This window comes from Rhodoferax antarcticus ANT.BR (genome assembly GCF_001938565.1).
Classification (GTDB): Bacteria; Pseudomonadota; Gammaproteobacteria; order Burkholderiales; family Burkholderiaceae_C; genus Rhodoferax; species Rhodoferax antarcticus.
Genome location: NZ_MSYM01000013.1, coordinates 547644 through 563978 on the forward strand (window position 1 = coordinate 547644; position 16335 = coordinate 563978).

Consider the following 16335-nt stretch of genomic DNA (forward strand, 5'->3'; position numbering starts at 1 on the left):
ACGCTCAGTGCAGCTGAATAAACGAGTCGGGCAGGGGGAAGGTGGCTTTCATCCAGCGCACTTCCAGCCCCAGCGCCTGAATCACGTCAAGCGGCAAGGCATCTACCGCGAGCGCGTCAGCATCCGGCATGTCGGCCAGCATGCCCGCCAGATTCACCACCGCGCCCAAGCGCGAAAAGGCTTGCTCCACCAGCGGGTCGTAGGCACGCTCTAGGGCCTGCGCGATCTGCATCGGAAAGTTCCAGCGGCGCGCCAGTTCGGCGGTGATTTGCCCTTCAGAGAAACCGATCAGGCGCTTTTCACGCTCCCAGCGGGCCCCCGGCGCAAGCGGCAGGCGTTCAATCTCGGCCAGCGCCTGCGGGTGGGTCTGGCCAATCAGCAGCTCGCCCAGGCGCAACATCATGCCGGTCAGCCAGGCTTGCTGGGTGTCCATCTCCAGGGCACCCGCCAGCCACTGCGCGTAGCCAGCGCAGGCCATGCTGGTTTGCCAGAATTCGGGCATTTTCAGGCCTGGCGGAGGCGCAAACGCGTCGCTCAGGCAGGCGCTCAAAGCCAGCGCGCGCACCCGGCTCATACCCACCATCTGCACGGCATCGTCAATCGCGTTCACCCCACGCGGCAGGCCAAACTGCGCACTGTTGGCCAGGCGCAGCAGGCGAGCGCTCAGCGCCGGGTCACGGCTGATGATCTGGCTGACTTCTGTCACGCTGGCGCTCTCGTGGTTCAAGGTCTCAATCAATTCGTGCGCCACCTCTGACATCGAGGGCAATTCGATGGTGGCAAAAAAGGCATCAAGACTTGGCATGGTTTTCCAGAGAGAGGCGACGGCGACCTGATCGGTCACAATTTACCCCATTTACCGGCTGCCCCGCCCTGCAAACTGCTGGCAATCTGGCCTGACCAGCGTTTTTTCACACTTCTTATCTGAAAGCCACATTTCATGAAATTCGCCGACCGCCTGCAAAACGTCGAAACCTCTGCCATTCGTGAGCTGTTCAAGCTGCTGGGCAAGCCCGGCATCATCAGCTTTGCTGGCGGTTTTCCTGACCCGGCACTGTTTGACGCCACCGGTATTGCCCAGGCCAGCGCTGCCGTGCTGGCCAACAACCCCGGCCCGGTGCTGCAATACGGTGCCACCGAAGGCTATGGGCCGCTGCGCGAAGGCATCAGCCGCTTCATGGCAGGCAAGGGCAGCACGGTAGCGCCAGACGGCCTAATCGTCACTACCGGCAGCCAGCAGGCGCTTGATTTGATTGGCAAATGCATGATCTCGCCGGGTGACAAGATCATTGTGGAAGCGCCCACCTTTCTCGCCACCATCCAATGTTTCAGGCTGTATGGCGCGCACATCATCGGCGCGCCGATTGATGCCGATGGGGTGGATGTGGACCGACTGGAGCAACTCATTGACGAACACCACCCCAAGTTGGTTTACCTGATTCCCACCTTTGGCAACCCCAGCGGGGCCATGCTGAGCCTGGCGCGGCGCAAACGCATTCTTGAAATAGCAGTGCGCACGCAAACGCTGGTGGTGGAGGACGACCCGTATGGCGAGCTGTACTTTGACGCCGCACCGCCACCGAGTTTGCTGGCCCTGAGCGACACCGTGCCTGGCAGCCGCGAGGTGCTGGCGCATTGCGGATCTTTCAGCAAGATATTAAGCCCCGGTCTGCGCGTGGGCTGGATGATTGCCCCGCCTGAGTTGCTGACCAAAGCGGTGATGTGCAAGCAGTTCAGCGACGCGCACACCAGCAACCTGACGCAAGCCATCTGCGCGCAGTACCTGACGATGGACCGCCTGAACGACGCCCTGGCGGTGGTGCGCAAGACCTACGCCGAGCGCGCCTGCGTCATGGCGCAGTGTTTGCAACGTGATCTGGCTGATGCGATTGCCTTCAACGCGCCGCAAGGCGGCATGTTTTTCTGGGCGCGCCTGACCGGTGTCAACGGTCAATGCGCCAACGCCGCCGACTTTGCCAAACGCGCTATCGACCAGTTGGTGGCCTTCGTGCCCGGCGCACCGTTTTACGCGCATGACCCGGACTTGACCACCCTGCGCCTGAGTTTTGCTACGGCAGATGTCGCGAAGATCGAGGAAGGCATTGGCCGCCTGAAACTGGCACTGGGCTAGTCTTATATAAGAAAAAGGCCTCTAGCCCTTATGAAAAAAGGGCTAGTAGCTATTGAAAATATAGTAGTGGCAGTATGTTGCGATGTCGACCGGCAAGCGTCGGCACCATCAGCAACACAGCAACTCAGCGATTCGACACCTGCCAGCGCTGCCGGTACACATTGGCGATCACTTCGGGCATGAGTGCGAAGTTGCTGGTCAAGTAACCAATTGCTTGCCTGCGTCGTCTTTGACCGCTACCCGGCGCCGCGGCGCTTCAACTTGGTACTGCTCTTGGCCCGAATCATCAAGAAGGCCAGAGCCTGGTGGTTGGCAACCAAGCGACCAAAGTCCACATGTTTTAAGACTGGAGTGGCAGCGTAACTGGTGGCTCTCGCACGGGTACGGGGCTCTCTGTAGGCGCTGGGACTCGGAAGGGTGGCGTGGTATCTGGAATTTCAGGGGGAATGGACGGTGGGATCTCCGGCACTGGCAGGGGCGTGTTGGGCGGTGCAATGCCCGCAGCGTTCGCCGCTCGACGATTGCCAACCGGGGCTCGCACTATTGGGTCAGCGGGTCCACATGCACCTGCAGCCACCACTCCAGCAGCGCCAGGTGCCACAGCTTGCTGCCGTTGATGCGGGTGAAGGCGTTGGGGCCTTCGGGCTCGGCCAGCAACTGGTTCACATAGTCGCGCTGGTACAGGCCGCGCTTGAAGCAAGCGTCCGACATCAAAATTTCGCGCATTTTGTCCAGAAATGCGCCGCGCACATAACGCAGCGCAGGCACCGGAAAGTAGCCCTTGGGCCGGTCAATCACGCTGTCTGGCACCAGCCCGCGGGCAACGGCTTTGAGGGGGAACTTGCCGCCTTCTTTGAGCTTGAGCGCAGGCGGCATTTTGGCGGCCAGCTCCACCAGATCGTGGTCCAGGAACGGGGTGCGCACCTCCAGCCCCCAGGCCATCGGCATGTTGTCCACCCGCTTCACCGGGTCATCCACCAGCAGGGTGGTGACATCCAAGCGCCACACTTCGTCCAGAAACTCGTCGGCCTGCGGTTTGGCCAGCTCAGCGGCCACCAGCGCCGAGGTGACATCACTGGTTTGGAACGCCGGGGTGATCATCTGCAGGTATTCGCCGTGGTCGCGGTCAAAGTAGTGCTGGCTGAAGCGCTCCAGCGGTGTTCCCTGCGCGGCGTCCATCTCGGGGTACCAGAAATAGCCGCCAAACACCTCGTCGGCGCCCTGGCCTGACATCACCACTTTCACGTCTTTGGAGACTCGCTCGCTGAGCAGGTAAAACGCGATCACGTCGTAGCTGGCCATCGGCTCGGTCATCTGCGCCACCGCTTCGGGCAGGCGGCTGAGCACCTCGCTGTTGGGGATGCTGTATTGCTTGTGGCGGGTTTTGAAGTGCGCCGCCACCTGGTCCGAGAACTCGAATTCGTCGGCCTTCTCGGTGCCGGCGCCCATGTCTTCAAAACCGATGGAAAAGGTGCGCAAATCCTTCACATGCCCTGCCAGCAAGCCCACCAGCAGGCTCGAATCAAGCCCGCCCGAGAGCAGTACGCCCACCGGAACGTCGGCGGCCAGCAGGCGGCGCTGCACGCTTTTGTCGAGCGCGTCGCGGGTGACTTGCAGCCATTGGTCTTCGCTCAAGGGCTGTGCCGGGCGGGTGGCATCCAGCGTCCAGTACACCTGTTCGTCTACGCTGCCATCCGGGTTGAACATCATGGTGCTGGCGGGTGCCAGTTTGCGCACACCTTTGAGCAAGGTGCGTGGCGCGGGTACCACCGTGTGCAGGGTGAAGTGGTGGTGCAGGGCGGCGGCATCCAGCGTGGTGTCTACCCCGCCACCCGCCAGCAGGGCCGGCAGGGTAGAGGCAAACCGCAGGCGCTTGCAATCCTGGTTGATGTACAGCGGCTTGATGCCAAACCTGTCGCGCGCCATGAAAAACTGGCGGCTGCGCTGGTCCCACAGGCAGAAGGCAAACATACCTTTGAAGCGCTTGACGCAGTTGTCACCCCAGGCGTGGTAGCTTTTGAGGATGACTTCGCTGTCGCCTTCGCTGAAAAAGCGGTAACCGAGCCCTTGCAGCTCGGTGCGCAGTTCGCGGTAGTTGTAGATGGTGCCGTTGAAGACCAGGGTGAGCTGCAGCGTGGCGTCGACCATCGGCTGGTGCGCGTGGGCTGACAAATCAATGATCGACAAGCGCCGGTGGCCCAGCGCCACCGGGCCGTCGCTGTAGGTGCCGGCGTGGTCCGGGCCGCGGCGGGCCAGCTTGTCAGACATGCGGCCAATGGCCGCCATGTCGGGAGTTTTGCCGTCAAAACGCAATTCGCCACAAATGCCGCACATCAGCGTGTCTCCTCGTCGCTGACCACAATCACCGGGGCAAAGCCGCCGCCAGGGGTGCGAAAGTTGGTGGTTTGCCCGCTGTAGATGCGTGCAGCCAGAAGCTGTACCCGGCCACCGTAGGTGAAGGCGCGAATGTCAAATTTGAGGTCGGTGAGGACACCGTCCACCTCAATCATTCGCTCGGCAGGCGGCACCAGGGTTTGCGCCACAAAGTCGCCTTGCAAAATTTCGCCCCAGACCCGGCGGGTGAGTTTGTCGCCCCGATAGGCGGCTTTGGCACCGTAACCGGCCACGGGCTTGAAGAACAGCTGGCGGCGCTGCGCCCAGAGTTCGTCGGCGCGCTCCTGCGTCACCAAACGGGTGGTGGGCACGCTGGCGGCCAGCAGTTTGCGGTCCGCCGTCGACGCGCCCAAGGCGGTCAGCAGCGTGTCATTACTCAGCGCAATCAGGTTACGTTTGTCGGCCAGCAGCGCGTGACGGTTCGGGTGCGGCGTGAGCACCACCGCACCGGCCTCATAGGCCTGGCGCAGCGCCTGGTGGGCGGGCTCTTCCAGATAGAAGTCGGTCAGGCGGTTGTAGACCATGTCGACCCGCGTGTTCTGGTACAGCAACTGGCCCCCCTGCCATACCAGCTCAGCCGGGTCGGCAATATGCGCTTGCAGGCCATGCTGGGCAAACAGCTGGCGAAACAGCTCGAACTCGGGTGCCAGGTACTGCGCTTTGGGGGCGCTGTCCACAATCAGCACGCTGCGCCAGGGCTGGTCGCCGCGCTGCAGCTGCCACTCGGCGGCAAACATGTCAAAAATAGCTTGCGGCAATCCGCTTTGGCGCGCGCCGGTCACAAACGCATCGCCAAGCTCCTTGCAACAGACTTCCTGCGCCCGCGCCAGCGCCGCGTTAAGCAGCAGGCCGCCCGCGTTGGTGTTGATCTCAATGAGCTGCGGTCCCTGGTGGCTCAGATGAAAGTCGTAGCCCATACACGCGCCCCGCGGGCCCCAGGCGGGCTGTGCTATGGGCAGCGCACGCGACAAAGCCTGGGCTTGGTAGCCGGGCAGAGTTGCTACACGTTCTATAGCTTCCACCACAGACTCTATATGGGATTGAACCTTTTTTGATACAAAAACCACGTTGCTGGAAAACAGGTTGGACCGGGTTTGAAGCAGCTTGTCGGTCAGGCCCTGCAAGCTGGGGTCGGCTTCCAGTTGCGCACGCAGGCGGTCTTTGTTCAGGGTGCGACAAAAACAGTCGCGGTTCAGCACCTCTGCAGAGCTGAGGTTCAGGGCGGATTCAGGGGGAGTGGCGGTGGTCATGAGGCACAAAAATATGAGAAGGATCACGACCTGGGGCATAGCAGGCAGCAAGAGCCGCGTTGTGGCCAAGTATCCGGTGTGAGCATGTCTTGATTCTGCCTGTGTCCTTGAATCCGGGTGCAAAGCGGCCTATTGGTGCGGCGCTGCAAGGTTTGTAGGCATGTGGCGCGCCAGGGCGGTGGCGCTTTCCATGGAGCGCAAATCCAGGGCCAGATTAGCGTGGTTTACTGCTGGGCCAGCAGCTGCAAAAAATTCTCGCAGGTTTATCAGCGCCGGATGCTGCAGGCCAAAAAGGGCCAGATGTTTGCCGGGGACGTGGCGTAACTTCCTCAATGGTTGAAATAGACTTTAGCCTTTATAGATAAAGGGTTAGACGCTATAAAAAACACACCAAATTCAGCGTGACGGGTGGCCTTTGACTGCTGCGCCGAGGGCACTGTGCGGCTGCTTTTTTCTGGCGCATTGGCAGCAAGTAATGCGTAACAGTGAACGCCAAGGGCCGGGAATGCGTCAGGTCTGCCAGTAGCATCGCGTTCATGCTTTCCAAGTCACCATCTACCGCTCGTCACCCCGCCTGGGAGGTGTTTGTGGTGTTTTTGCGCTTGGGCTTGACCTCGTTTGGCGGGCCGGTGGCGCACCTGGGTTATTTCCGCAACGAGTTTGTCAGCCGCCGTGCCTGGCTGACTGAGTTGGCCTACGCTGATCTGGTGGCACTGTGCCAGTTTTTGCCCGGCCCGGCCAGCAGCCAGGTGGGCATGGCCATTGGCCTGCTGCGTGGCGGCTATATGGGGGCTGTGGCTGCCTGGTTGGGGTTCACCTTGCCGTCGGCGGTGTTGCTGTCGCTGTTTGGGCTTGGGCTGGCGCAGGGCGCGGATGTGGTGCCCGCCAGCGTGCTGCACGGCCTGAAGCTGGTGGCGGTGGCCGTGGTGGCGCAGGCGGTGTGGGGCATGGCACGGCTCTTTTGCAGGCAGGCTTGGCAGCGCGCCCTGGCGGTGCTGGCGGCAGTTGTGTTGCTGTTGCAGCCTGCTGTGGGTATGCAACTGGCGGTGCTGGTGGTGGCCGGGCTGCTCGGGCTGTGGCTGCCCGGCACACCCAAGGCAGGCCGGCATGATGAGGCAATTTACCCGGTCAAGACCAGAACTGGTATGGCTTTATTGCTCTTGTTTTTGATTCTGTTGCTGGGCTTGCCCTGGGCTGCGCAGGTCTGGCCGCAGGCAACGCTGGAGGTGTTTAGCGTGTTTTACCGCGTTGGCGCGCTGGTGTTTGGCGGTGGGCATGTGGTGTTGCCATTGTTGCAGGCCGAAGTGGTGCCGCGCGGCTGGGTCAGCCTGGACGCGTTCATGGCGGGTTATGGTGCAGCGCAGGCGGTGCCGGGGCCACTGTTCACCTTTGCGGCGTTTCTGGGTGCTGCGCTGCCAGGGCCACTGGGCGGGGTGAGTGGTGCGCTGCTGGCGCTGGTGGCGATTTTTCTGCCGTCCTTCTTGCTGGTGGCTGGCGCGCTACCGCTTTGGGAGCAGCTGCGGCAGAACCCGTGGGCGCAATCGGCGTTGGCGGGTATCAACGCGGCGGTGGTGGGCTTGCTGCTGGCGGCGTTGATCCAGCCAGTGGCCAGCAGTGCCTTAACCAACCTGGCCGATCTGGCTGTGGTGCTGTTGGCCCTGCTGGCGCTGATGCGCTGGCGCCAACCGCCCTGGGCTGTGGTGCTGGGCTGTGGGGTGGCAGGGTGGCTGCTGGGGCTTTTGTAACTGCTTTGGTTCACCCATGTTCGCGTCTTGCACAATGTTGTCATCCACGTTGCTGACATTCACAACCCGACACCTGCATGACCACTTCCATCCTTTTTGTCTGTATGGGCAACATCTGCCGCAGCCCCACGGCTGACGGCGTGTTTCGCCAGAAAGTTTTCGACCACGGCCTGAGCCACGCGGTGCGTGTGGACTCGGCCGGCACCCACAACTACCACCCCGGCAGCCCGCCCGATGTGCGCACGCAGGCCGCTGCCAAGCGGCGTGGCTACGACTTGTCAGCCTTGCGCGCGCGCCAGATCGTGGGCGCTGATTACGCCGCGTTTGACCTGATTCTGGCCATGGACTGGGACAACCTGGCACTGCTGCAAGACGATTGCCCAGCTGAGCACCAGCACAAGCTGCGCCGCCTGACCGAGTTTTGCCAGCTGCATGACACCCCGGTGGTGCCCGACCCGTATGACGGTGGCGAACGCGGTTTTGAGCAGGTGCTTGATCTGGTGGAAGACGCCTGCAACGGGCTGCTGGCGCATGTCCGCAAAAGGGATTGCGCGGCGCCGCTTACGCGGTAGTTTCCATCACCCGCAGCGCGGTTTCCTGCCAGGTCAGGGCTTCATGCATCAGGTGCGGGGTGTGTTGGCCGGGCGACTCGCGCAGCGCACGCTCATAGTATTCAGTTAAAGCCGGGCGGTAGTCGGGGTGAGCACATTTCTCGATGATCAGGCGCGCACGCTGTTTCGGCGACAGGCCGCGCAGGTCGGCCAGACCCTGCTCGGTGACGAGAATCTGCACGTCATGCTCGGTGTGGTCCACATGCGAGACCATCGGCACGATGCATGAAATGGCGCCGTTTTTGGCAGTAGATGGCGTCACAAAGAACGACAAAAACGCGTTGCGCGCAAAGTCGCCCGAGCCACCAATGCCGTTCATGATGCTGGTGCCCTTGATGTGGGTGGAGTTGACGTTGCCGTAAATGTCGGCTTCGATCATGGCGTTCATGGCAATCACGCCCAGACGGCGCACCACCTCGGGGTGGTTGCTGATCTCTTGCGGACGCAACACGATGCGCTTGCTGTAAAAATCAATGTTGTCATTGAACTCTTTGAGCGCAGCGGGGCTGAACGACAGCGCGGTGGCGGATGCCGAGGTGAGCTTGCCCGAGCGCAGCATATCGAGCATGCCGTCTTGCAGCACTTCGGTGTAGGCGGTCATTTTCTCGAACGGACCGTGGTTCAGACCGGCCAGCACCGCGTTGGCAATGTTGCCCACGCCAGACTGCAAGGGCAACAAATCAGCGGGCAAACGCCCGGCCTTGACCTCTTTGCCGAGAAAATCGATGACGTGGCTGGCAATGCGCTGCGAGGTCTCGTCCGGTTCGGCAAACGGCGTGTTGCGGTCCGGCTGGTTGGTTTGCACCACCGCAATCACCTTGCTCAGGTCACACCGCAGATAGGCTTCGCCAATGCGGCCACTGGCGCGCACCAGCGGAATCGGTTGGCGGTCTGGCGGTAGTTGGGTGCCGTAGTAGATGTCGTGCATGCCCTCCAGACCCATGTTTTGCATCGAGTTCACTTCCAGAATGATCTTGTCAGCTTGATCGATCCAGGTTTTGTTGTTGCCCACCGAGGACGACGGAATCAGCCGCCCGTCGGGCAGAATGCCCGCCACTTCGACCACCGCTATATCCAGATTTCCCAGAAAGCCGAACCACACCAGTTGCGCCACGTGTGACAGGTGCAGGTCGGTGTATTGCATTTCCCCGGCGTTGATCTGTTTGCGCACTGTCGGGTCGGATTGGTAGGGCAGGCGCATCGAAATGCCATGGGCCTCGGCCAGCACACCATCAAGCTCGGGCGCGGTCGAGGCGCCGGTCCACAGGCCAATACGGAAGTCTTCACCGGTGGCGTGCGCGTGTTTCATGCGCTTGGCCAGCGCCGCAGGCAACTGCTTGGGATAGCCAGCGCCGGTAAAGCCACTCATGCCGACATTGGCGCCGGTCGGGATCAACGCGGCGGCAGCTTCTGCCGACATGATTTTGGTTTTTAGCAGGGTATTGCGAATGCGTTCGACAGGTGACGTGACCATGGGTTTTTGACTAAGTGAGTTACAGGGGGAGGGCTGGGCGGTGGCCAGGCGCGCAAAGTCTAGCAGTGCTGCAGCCTTGGACAAGGGTTTACCCTGAAATGTAAACTCTTGTGATGCCGAGGTAGCTACCTTATCAATAGCTATTACCGCAGCACTGATAAGGGCTAGAAGCCATTTTTGCTTGAAGAATTCAGGTGGATCAAGGTCAGGCCGACTTTGCCCGGCGGCATCAAATATTTGAGCGCCAGCCGGTAGCTGTCCAGGTCAAACGCCAGCACCTCGGTGCGCGTTTGCAAGGCCTCCTGCAGGTCCTCGTCACTGCGCACGGTGGTCAGGTGGCACCACTGGTTAAAGATATGCATCTCGCCTTTGCCCGTGTGCGGGTTGTGCTCACGCAGGCCCACTGGCCCGGCAAACGGCCAGACGCGCAGTTTGTCAGCGCTCAGGACCATTTGCAGGCGCAGGTGATGCCGCTCAGGCGCTTCTTCGCCGCAGCACACGCCTTTGCAGTGGCCGATCTGGTGGGCAAAACAGCGGCCCTTGCCAGACTCCAAGCCTAGCGCCTGCAGGCACAGGCCGTGGGCGTCGGCGAGTTCGCGCAGGTGGCTGATGGCCTGATTTTTGGAGCGATACGGGCCATACAAATTGCCAAACTGCTCGGGCGAGAGTTCCGCGCCGCGCACCAAGGTGAGCAGCGGGCGGGCGTTCGGGTTGGCATCCAGGCGCCAGGCGCACAGGCTGCTCTCGCGGCGCAGCTGGCGGTTGTGCAGGGGCTGGTGCTTTTTTACCAAGCGGGCTTCCAGCAGCAGCGCGCCCAGTTCGCCAGCGGTCTCAACCCACTCGATGCGGCGGATTTCCTGCGCAATGCGCATCTCGCGCGGCTCGCGGCTTGCGGCAGAGAAGTGCGACATCACCCGGCTGCGCAGCTTGACACTCTTGCCAATATACAGAGGCAGCGTGCCTTCGCCGTAAAAAATATACACGCCGGGGCCTTCGGGGATGTCGGCCACATGGGTGTCGAGTTGCGGCGGCAGGGCTGCGCTGCCTTGCAGCAACACCAAGGCCTGTTGCCGCAGGTGTGCCGCGCCAAACTGCTGGGCCACTTGCTTCAGCCAGGTTTGCATCACCTGCACGTCGCCCATGGCGCGGTGCCGCGACTCGGTGGTGATGCCGTGGCGCTGCATGATGGCGTCTAGCCCGTGGCCTTTGATGCCCGGGTACAGCAAGCGCGACAGGCGCACCGTGCACAGCGTTTTGGTGCGCAGCGCGACGTCCATGCGGGCAAATTCATGCAGCAAAAAACCATGGTCAAACCGCACGTTGTGCGCCACCAAAACCGCACCGTCGAGCAGTTTCAGCAGCTGCACGCCCACTTGGTCAAACGCGGGTGCGTCGGCCACCAGCGCGTTGCTGATGCCGGTGAGCTGCGTGATGAAGCCAGAGATGAACACGCCCGGGTTGACCAGCGTGCTCCAGCGCGCCACCTCCACACCGTGCTCAAAACGCACGGCTGCAATCTCGGTGATGCGGTCACGCACCGCGTTGCCGCCGGTGGTTTCCAGGTCAAGCAGAACGTAACAGGGCAGCATGAGATGTCAAAAATAGGAGCTGCTCGCGCTTATTGCATAAGGGCTAGAGCATGAAAACATCAAAAAAATATTTCACCACCATACTGTCGCCAGTCAGCATCCGAAGCCCGTGGGCGGACCAGGCGTTCAAGAAGGAGCATGACTTTTGGCAAGGACGATTGCCTTCGTTAGCGTTGTTCCAAGTGAGGCTGGGGCGCCCAGCACGCTGGTCACCAAGACCTGGCTGGCGCGGTAGAAGCACAGCTCAGCGCTGAACAACATGTCAGGAGATGTCAAAAATATGGGTGGCAAACCGTCCCTGGCGGCGGTCAGCAAAAAAGCGCTTTAAGGTTTCCGACACGGTGCGAAAAGCCATCTCTTCCCAGGGAATCTCGTCCTCGGTGAACAGGCGTGCCTCGATGGTTTCATGACCGGGCTCAAACTGGTCGCCGAGCAGGCGTGCGTGGTAGAACAAATGCACCTGGCCGACGCGGGGCACATTTACCAGCGAGAAAAATTCGCCCATCTCGAACTGCGCACCGGCTTCTTCCATCGTCTCGCGGGCAGCGCCCTGGGCCACGGTTTCGTTCAGTTCCATGAAGCCTGCGGGCAGCGTCCAGAAGCCGTTGCGCGGCTCGATGTTGCGTTTGCACAAAAGCACCTTGTCGCCCCAGACGGGAATGGTGCCCACCACATTAAGCGGATTTTCGTAATGCACCGTGTGGCACGCCGGGCAGATCGCGCGATCTCGGGTATCGCCATCATTCGGTAGCCGGTAGACCACGGCTTGGCCGCAGTTTTTGCAGTGTTTGATGGGCGGTCGGTGCATGGCAGCAGTGTAATTTGAAACCGCGCCTAACCACCTCAGACCACTTGCAGGTTGATGGCGGTGAGCCCTTCAATGCCAGCCTGCAAGCGGTCACCGCGCACCACCGCCCCCACGCCAGCAGGCGTGCCGGTGAAAATCAGGTCGCCGGGTTGCAGCTCCCACGCCGCCGAGAGTTGGGCGATGGTCTCTGCCACGCTGCAGATCAGCTGGCTGGTTTGACCGTGCTGGCGCGCCGACCTGTTTACGCTCAGGTCAATCTTTGCCGCATGGATGCCAGGCACAGCTTGCGCCGGGGTGATCGGGCCGATGGGTGCGCCGTGGTCAAAGCCCTTGGCGATGCACCACGGGCGGCCCTGCTTTTTCAAAGCGGCTTGCAAGTCGCGTCGGGTCATGTCAAGGCCTACCGCGTAGCCAAAAACATGTTGCAGCGCCTGATCAACCGGGATGTTTTTGCCACCGGTGCCAATGGCCACCACCAGTTCCACCTCGTGGTGCAAGTTGCTAGTCAAGCTGGGGTAGGGCAGAGGCGTGGTCTGGCCGGGGGGGCACAGCACCAGCGCGTCGGCAGGTTTCATGAAGAAAAAGGGTGGCTCGCGCCCGCTGCTGCCCATCTCTTGGGCGTGCTCGGCGTAATTTTGGCCAACGCAGTAGATGCGGTGCACCGGGAACTGCGAGCCAGTGCCGACCACTGGCACAGAAATTACGGGCGCGGGAGTAAAGACGTAATTTGTCATGGAAGCTTTCGGTTAATGAGTTGGTGCAAGGGAATGAATGGCGTTACGAGCATCAGGACTTGAACCGCCAACCTGATGTCAGGCTGACTTGGCTACTAGGTCAAAGTGTTGCACCAACGGCGCTCTGGCAAAAAATGGGCCGACGATGGCACGCCAGTCGGTGAACGCGCTGGATTCACGAAAACCCACGGTGTGGTCTTTGAGCGTGGTCCAGAAGATTTGCAGCACATAGCGGCCCAGGGCTTCGATGCAACGGTTGAACTTGAAGCCCTCATAGCCACGTGCCCTGGCGATGCAGGTGCTGATGCCGCGCTGCTGGGCGGTTTCGAAGGCGTCGTTGTGTTGCGGGTGGATCTGGAAGTCGGCTAGTTCGAGGATCATTTTTTTGGTCTTAGTGCGATAGTTGCTATATTAATAGAAGCTAATTATCCTTTAAATACAAGGGCTAGGAGTGGTTTTATTCATTAATCGTTTTAAGAGTCCCGCTATTTTAGTTTTTCCAATGGACTGTTTTTCCCCACCAAATACGGCTGTTCAAGCGTTCCTTTCGCCCAACGTTGCAAGAGGGCTTGAGGCAGAGTCGGGCCAAATGAGATTTGCGCTCGAAGGGCCTTTGAATTCAGGCCGGTGTCTGGTTTGGCGGCAAGACCAAGCCCGCCCGCTGTTATCCTCGCCGCATGCACAACACCACCTTTATTCCCGGCAAAGACGCCGCGCTTGAATCCACCATCACCGCGCTGCAAGGCAAGCTGCAGCACCTGGGCTTTCATGTTGAAGAGCGCAGCTGGCTCAACCCGGTGGAGGGCATCTGGTCGGTTCATATCCGTGACCGCGACTGCCCGCTGCTGTTCACCAACGGCAAGGGCGCCAGCCGCCTGGCTTGCCTGGCCAGCGCGCTGGGCGAGTTTTTGGAGCGTCTGTCCACCAACTATTTCTGGACGCACTTCTATCTGGGCCCCGATGTGGCCAACCGCGACTTTGTGTTCTACCCGCAAGAGCGCTGGTTTGCTTTGCCCGAAGACGGCAACTGGCCTGCCACCTTGCTGACGCCAGAGTTGCAAGCGCTCTACAACCCGCAAGCTGCGGTGGAAGCCGAGAGCCTGGTGGATTTCAACTCCGGCAATGACGAGCGCGGCATCTGCGCCATCCCCTATGTGCGTGAGCGCGACGGTGCCATCGTCTACTTTCCGGTCAACATCATCGGTAACCTGTATGTCAGCAACGGCATGTCGGCCGGCAACACCCCGGCAGAGGCGCGGGCGCAGGCGCTGTCCGAGGTTTTTGAGCGCGCCATCAAGGCGCGCATCATCAGCGAAGGCATCTGCCTGCCCGATGTGCCCGAAGAAGTGATCGCACGCTACCCGCGCGTGGCCAAGGGTATCGCTGCGTTGCGTGAAGCAGGTTTTGGCATTCTGGTGAAAGACGCGTCGTTGGGCGGCCAGTACCCGGTGATGAATGTGACTCTGCTGAACCCGCAAGACCAGGGTTGTTTTGCCAGCTTTGGCGCGCACCCGCGCTTTGAAGTGGCGCTGGAGCGGGCTCTGACCGAGCTGCTGCAGGGCCGCGCGCTGGAAGCGTTGTCGGGCTTTCCTGCGCCGGGCTTTGATCTGGAAGAAACCGCAAGTTCCACCAACATCGAAATCCATTTTGTGGACTCCAGCGGCGTGATCCACTGGAAGTTCTTGGGCAACGAACCTGACTTTGAGTTTGTTGACTGGAACTTCAGCAGCACCACCGCCGAAGACGTGGCTTGGTGCGTGCAGCGCCTGCATACTGACGGCCAAGATATTTACATCGCTGATTTCACCCATCTGGGCGTTTACGCCTGCCGCATTTTGGTGCCCGGCCTGTCAGAGATTTACCCGATCGACGACCTGGAGTTTGAGAACAACAGTGTCGTTAATACGATCCGCGAAGCGATTTTGAACCTGCGCGACCTCGACGACCAAGAGTGCACTGACCTGCTCGAAACCCTGAACGATTCCAGCCTAGCCGATCACCGCCCGGTGCCCGCGCTGATTGGGCTGGCTGCCGATGCCGGCTCTTTCTGGGCCGACTTGCGTCTGGGCGAGCTCAAAACCCTGCTGGCACTGGCCGTGGGTGACGAAGCCGCCACGCTGGAAGGCTGCGAGTGGATTTTGAACTTTGACCAACTCAACCCACAGCGCAAGCCCGTCTATGCCTGCATTCAAAACCTGATCCAACTGGCCGACATGGGCGACAGCGGACCGTATCTGGATGCGTTGTCGCTGCTTTACGGCGCTGGTCCGTTGGCGCAGGCGCACGCGCTGATCATGCAAGAAGACCGTTTCATGGGCCTGAGCGCGCCGGGCATGGCGCTGGCTGGCTGTGAAATGCACCAGAAACTGCTGCAGGCTTATGACAAGGTTTACCCGGCCCACGCGGCCCGCTAAGACATCCGTGTGGCACAAACGGTTGACGTCTCGCTGCCACCCGACTGGCTGACACCCGACTGGCCCGCGCCAGCCAATGTGCGCGCCGTCTGCAGCACACGTGCGGGTGGTGTGTCGGTGGCGCCCTATGACAGCCTGAACCTGGGCGACCATGTCGGCGACGACCCGCAACATGTGGCCGCCAACCGGGTTATTTTTCAGCAAGTGCTGGGTGCGCGGCCGGTGTTTTTAAACCAGGTGCACGGCACAGCGCTGATGCAACTTGATGCGGATACGGTTGAAGCCAACCTCACTACCGAGCTAGCCCAGGGATTGCCTGCGGTTGCCGATGCCGCAATCACCACTGCCACGGGCGTGGCCTGCACCATCATGGTGGCAGACTGCCTGCCGGTCTTATTTTCCACCCTGGATGGCCGCTGTGTGGCTGCGGCGCATGCCGGTTGGCGTGGTTTGGCGGGGCAGGGTAGCAGCGGGATTCTGGAAGAAACTTATAAGACTTTTAGTGCTCTAGCCCTTATAGACAAAGCGCAGGCAGATATTGAAATAATAGCATGGTTGGGGCCATGTATTGGCCCCCAGGCATTTGAGGTGGGAGACGAGGTACGCACCGCCTTTGTCGCCCACGATGCGCAAGCAGCGCCGCTGTTTGCGTCACAAGGTGGCGGCAAGTGGCTGGCGAATTTGCCAGCTTTGGCGCATCAACGGCTGGCCAAGCTGGGCATCCATCGGGTTTTTGGCAACGATGGCAGCGCGCAGTGGTGCACCGTCAGCCAGCCGTCACGTTTCTTTTCGCACCGGCGCGACGGGGTGAGTGGGCGGCTCGCTGTGAGCATCTGGCGCGCTGCCTGACGTCGGCGCCTCGGTTGCCGTTTGGGCGGGGTCAGCATGCAAAGCCCCTGCCGCCTGCGCCGCTGCCGACTCGGTTTCTTCTCGCACCTTGATGGCGCGTTTGCGCGCTGGCGTGCCCATCACATACACCACCAGCGAGATCGGCAGCACACCGTAAAACAAAAAGGTGATAACAGCGCCCACCACCGTGCCATTGCTGGCGGTGGCCTCGGCCAGCGCCATCATCAGCGCCACATAAAGCCAGGCAATGGGAACAATGTACATAAGTCGCGATTTATGGGGGGGATTGAAAACTTGTCAGGTTTTCGAATGTAGTTGTCCCGCATACTAAGGGTT

The 16335-nt window shown here is 60.9% G+C and carries 14 protein-coding genes; 5 read left to right on the plus strand and 9 right to left on the minus strand.

Translation table 11 applies throughout. The features are described 5' to 3' along the window. Nucleotides 1-4 precede the first annotated feature (4 nt). A complete protein-coding gene (locus tag BLL52_RS11365) occupies nucleotides 5-805 on the minus strand; it encodes an HDOD domain-containing protein (protein WP_075587215.1) in 801 nt (266 codons plus the stop codon). Between the two features lie 135 nt (nucleotides 806-940). Between BLL52_RS11365 and BLL52_RS11370 the strand changes: the two genes are divergently transcribed. Next, entirely contained in the window at nucleotides 941-2131 is a 1191-nt protein-coding gene (locus tag BLL52_RS11370; protein WP_075586756.1) for an aminotransferase-like domain-containing protein, read from the plus strand. Nucleotides 2132-2671: 540 nt separating this feature from the next. Here BLL52_RS11370 and BLL52_RS11375 read toward each other — a convergent pair. Next, the gene (locus BLL52_RS11375) at nucleotides 2672-4465 is read right to left on the minus strand and encodes an N-acetylglutaminylglutamine amidotransferase (protein WP_075586757.1); all 1794 of its coding nucleotides are present in this window, start codon (nucleotides 4463-4465) and stop codon (nucleotides 2672-2674) included. Then, entirely contained in the window at nucleotides 4465-5775 is a 1311-nt protein-coding gene (locus tag BLL52_RS11380) for an ATP-grasp domain-containing protein (RefSeq protein WP_075586758.1), read from the minus strand. The genes BLL52_RS11375 and BLL52_RS11380 overlap by 1 nt, the downstream gene beginning before the upstream one ends. A 536-nt stretch (nucleotides 5776-6311) precedes the next feature. On the opposite strand from BLL52_RS11380, the gene chrA reads away from it, so the two are divergent. After that, the gene (gene chrA, locus BLL52_RS11385; RefSeq protein ID WP_075587216.1) at nucleotides 6312-7520 is read left to right on the plus strand and encodes a chromate efflux transporter; all 1209 of its coding nucleotides are present in this window, start codon (nucleotides 6312-6314) and stop codon (nucleotides 7518-7520) included. A gap of 77 nt (nucleotides 7521-7597) precedes the next feature. After that, nucleotides 7598-8092, plus strand: coding sequence for a low molecular weight protein-tyrosine-phosphatase (locus BLL52_RS11390; protein ID WP_075586759.1), 495 nt, complete (start codon nucleotides 7598-7600; stop codon nucleotides 8090-8092). Here BLL52_RS11390 and BLL52_RS11395 read toward each other — a convergent pair. From BLL52_RS11395 to BLL52_RS11415, 5 genes are all read right to left on the minus strand, one after another. Then, nucleotides 8082-9605, minus strand: coding sequence for an acetyl-CoA hydrolase/transferase family protein (locus BLL52_RS11395; protein WP_075587217.1), 1524 nt, complete (start codon nucleotides 9603-9605; stop codon nucleotides 8082-8084). The genes BLL52_RS11390 and BLL52_RS11395 overlap by 11 nt on opposite strands. Nucleotides 9606-9769: 164 nt before the next feature. Then, nucleotides 9770-11194, minus strand: coding sequence for an exonuclease domain-containing protein (locus BLL52_RS11400; protein WP_075586760.1), 1425 nt, complete (start codon nucleotides 11192-11194; stop codon nucleotides 9770-9772). A gap of 262 nt (nucleotides 11195-11456) precedes the next feature. Continuing rightward, nucleotides 11457-12002 (minus strand): NUDIX hydrolase, encoded by a 546-nt coding sequence (locus BLL52_RS11405; protein WP_075586761.1) that lies wholly within the window; start codon nucleotides 12000-12002, stop codon nucleotides 11457-11459. Nucleotides 12003-12037: 35 nt separating this feature from the next. Then, nucleotides 12038-12736, minus strand: a complete 699-nt coding sequence (locus BLL52_RS11410; protein WP_075586762.1) for a fumarylacetoacetate hydrolase family protein — start codon at nucleotides 12734-12736, stop codon at nucleotides 12038-12040. Nucleotides 12737-12814: 78 nt separating this feature from the next. Further along, on the minus strand, nucleotides 12815-13117 hold the full coding sequence (locus BLL52_RS11415) for an antibiotic biosynthesis monooxygenase family protein (protein ID WP_075586763.1): 303 nt from the start codon (nucleotides 13115-13117) through the stop codon (nucleotides 12815-12817). Nucleotides 13118-13413: 296 nt separating this feature from the next. On the opposite strand from BLL52_RS11415, the gene ycaO reads away from it, so the two are divergent. Both ycaO and pgeF read left to right on the plus strand, forming a co-directional pair. Further along, nucleotides 13414-15150 (plus strand): 30S ribosomal protein S12 methylthiotransferase accessory factor YcaO, encoded by a 1737-nt coding sequence (gene ycaO / locus BLL52_RS11420; RefSeq protein WP_075586764.1) that lies wholly within the window; start codon nucleotides 13414-13416, stop codon nucleotides 15148-15150. Nucleotides 15151-15159: 9 nt separating this feature from the next. Further along, complete coding sequence (gene pgeF, locus BLL52_RS11425) at nucleotides 15160-15999, plus strand: peptidoglycan editing factor PgeF (RefSeq protein ID WP_241839132.1); 840 nt, start codon at nucleotides 15160-15162, stop codon at nucleotides 15997-15999. Here pgeF and BLL52_RS11430 read toward each other — a convergent pair. Next, the gene (locus BLL52_RS11430; RefSeq protein WP_075586765.1) at nucleotides 15928-16263 is read right to left on the minus strand and encodes a hypothetical protein; all 336 of its coding nucleotides are present in this window, start codon (nucleotides 16261-16263) and stop codon (nucleotides 15928-15930) included. The two genes, pgeF and BLL52_RS11430, sit on opposite strands and share 72 nt — an antisense overlap. Between the last annotated feature and the right edge of the window lie 72 nt (nucleotides 16264-16335).

Coding starts and splice junctions, on each gene's coding strand:
- BLL52_RS11370 (WP_075586756.1), top strand. CDS start 941: ATGAAATTCGCCGACCGCCTGCAAAACGTCGAAACCTCTGCCATTCGT.
- BLL52_RS11400 (WP_075586760.1), bottom strand. CDS start 11,194: ATGCTGCCCTGTTACGTTCTGCTTGACCTGGAAACCACCGGCGGCAAC.
- chrA (WP_075587216.1), top strand. CDS start 6,312: ATGCTTTCCAAGTCACCATCTACCGCTCGTCACCCCGCCTGGGAGGTG.
- BLL52_RS11405 (WP_075586761.1), bottom strand. CDS start 12,002: ATGCACCGACCGCCCATCAAACACTGCAAAAACTGCGGCCAAGCCGTG.
- ycaO (WP_075586764.1), top strand. CDS start 13,414: ATGCACAACACCACCTTTATTCCCGGCAAAGACGCCGCGCTTGAATCC.
- BLL52_RS11410 (WP_075586762.1), bottom strand. CDS start 12,736: ATGACAAATTACGTCTTTACTCCCGCGCCCGTAATTTCTGTGCCAGTG.
- BLL52_RS11390 (WP_075586759.1), top strand. CDS start 7,598: ATGACCACTTCCATCCTTTTTGTCTGTATGGGCAACATCTGCCGCAGC.
- BLL52_RS11380 (WP_075586758.1), bottom strand. CDS start 5,775: ATGACCACCGCCACTCCCCCTGAATCCGCCCTGAACCTCAGCTCTGCA.
- BLL52_RS11395 (WP_075587217.1), bottom strand. CDS start 9,605: ATGGTCACGTCACCTGTCGAACGCATTCGCAATACCCTGCTAAAAACC.
- BLL52_RS11365 (WP_075587215.1), bottom strand. CDS start 805: ATGCCAAGTCTTGATGCCTTTTTTGCCACCATCGAATTGCCCTCGATG.
- BLL52_RS11430 (WP_075586765.1), bottom strand. CDS start 16,263: ATGTACATTGTTCCCATTGCCTGGCTTTATGTGGCGCTGATGATGGCG.
- BLL52_RS11415 (WP_075586763.1), bottom strand. CDS start 13,117: ATGATCCTCGAACTAGCCGACTTCCAGATCCACCCGCAACACAACGAC.
- BLL52_RS11375 (WP_075586757.1), bottom strand. CDS start 4,465: ATGTGCGGCATTTGTGGCGAATTGCGTTTTGACGGCAAAACTCCCGAC.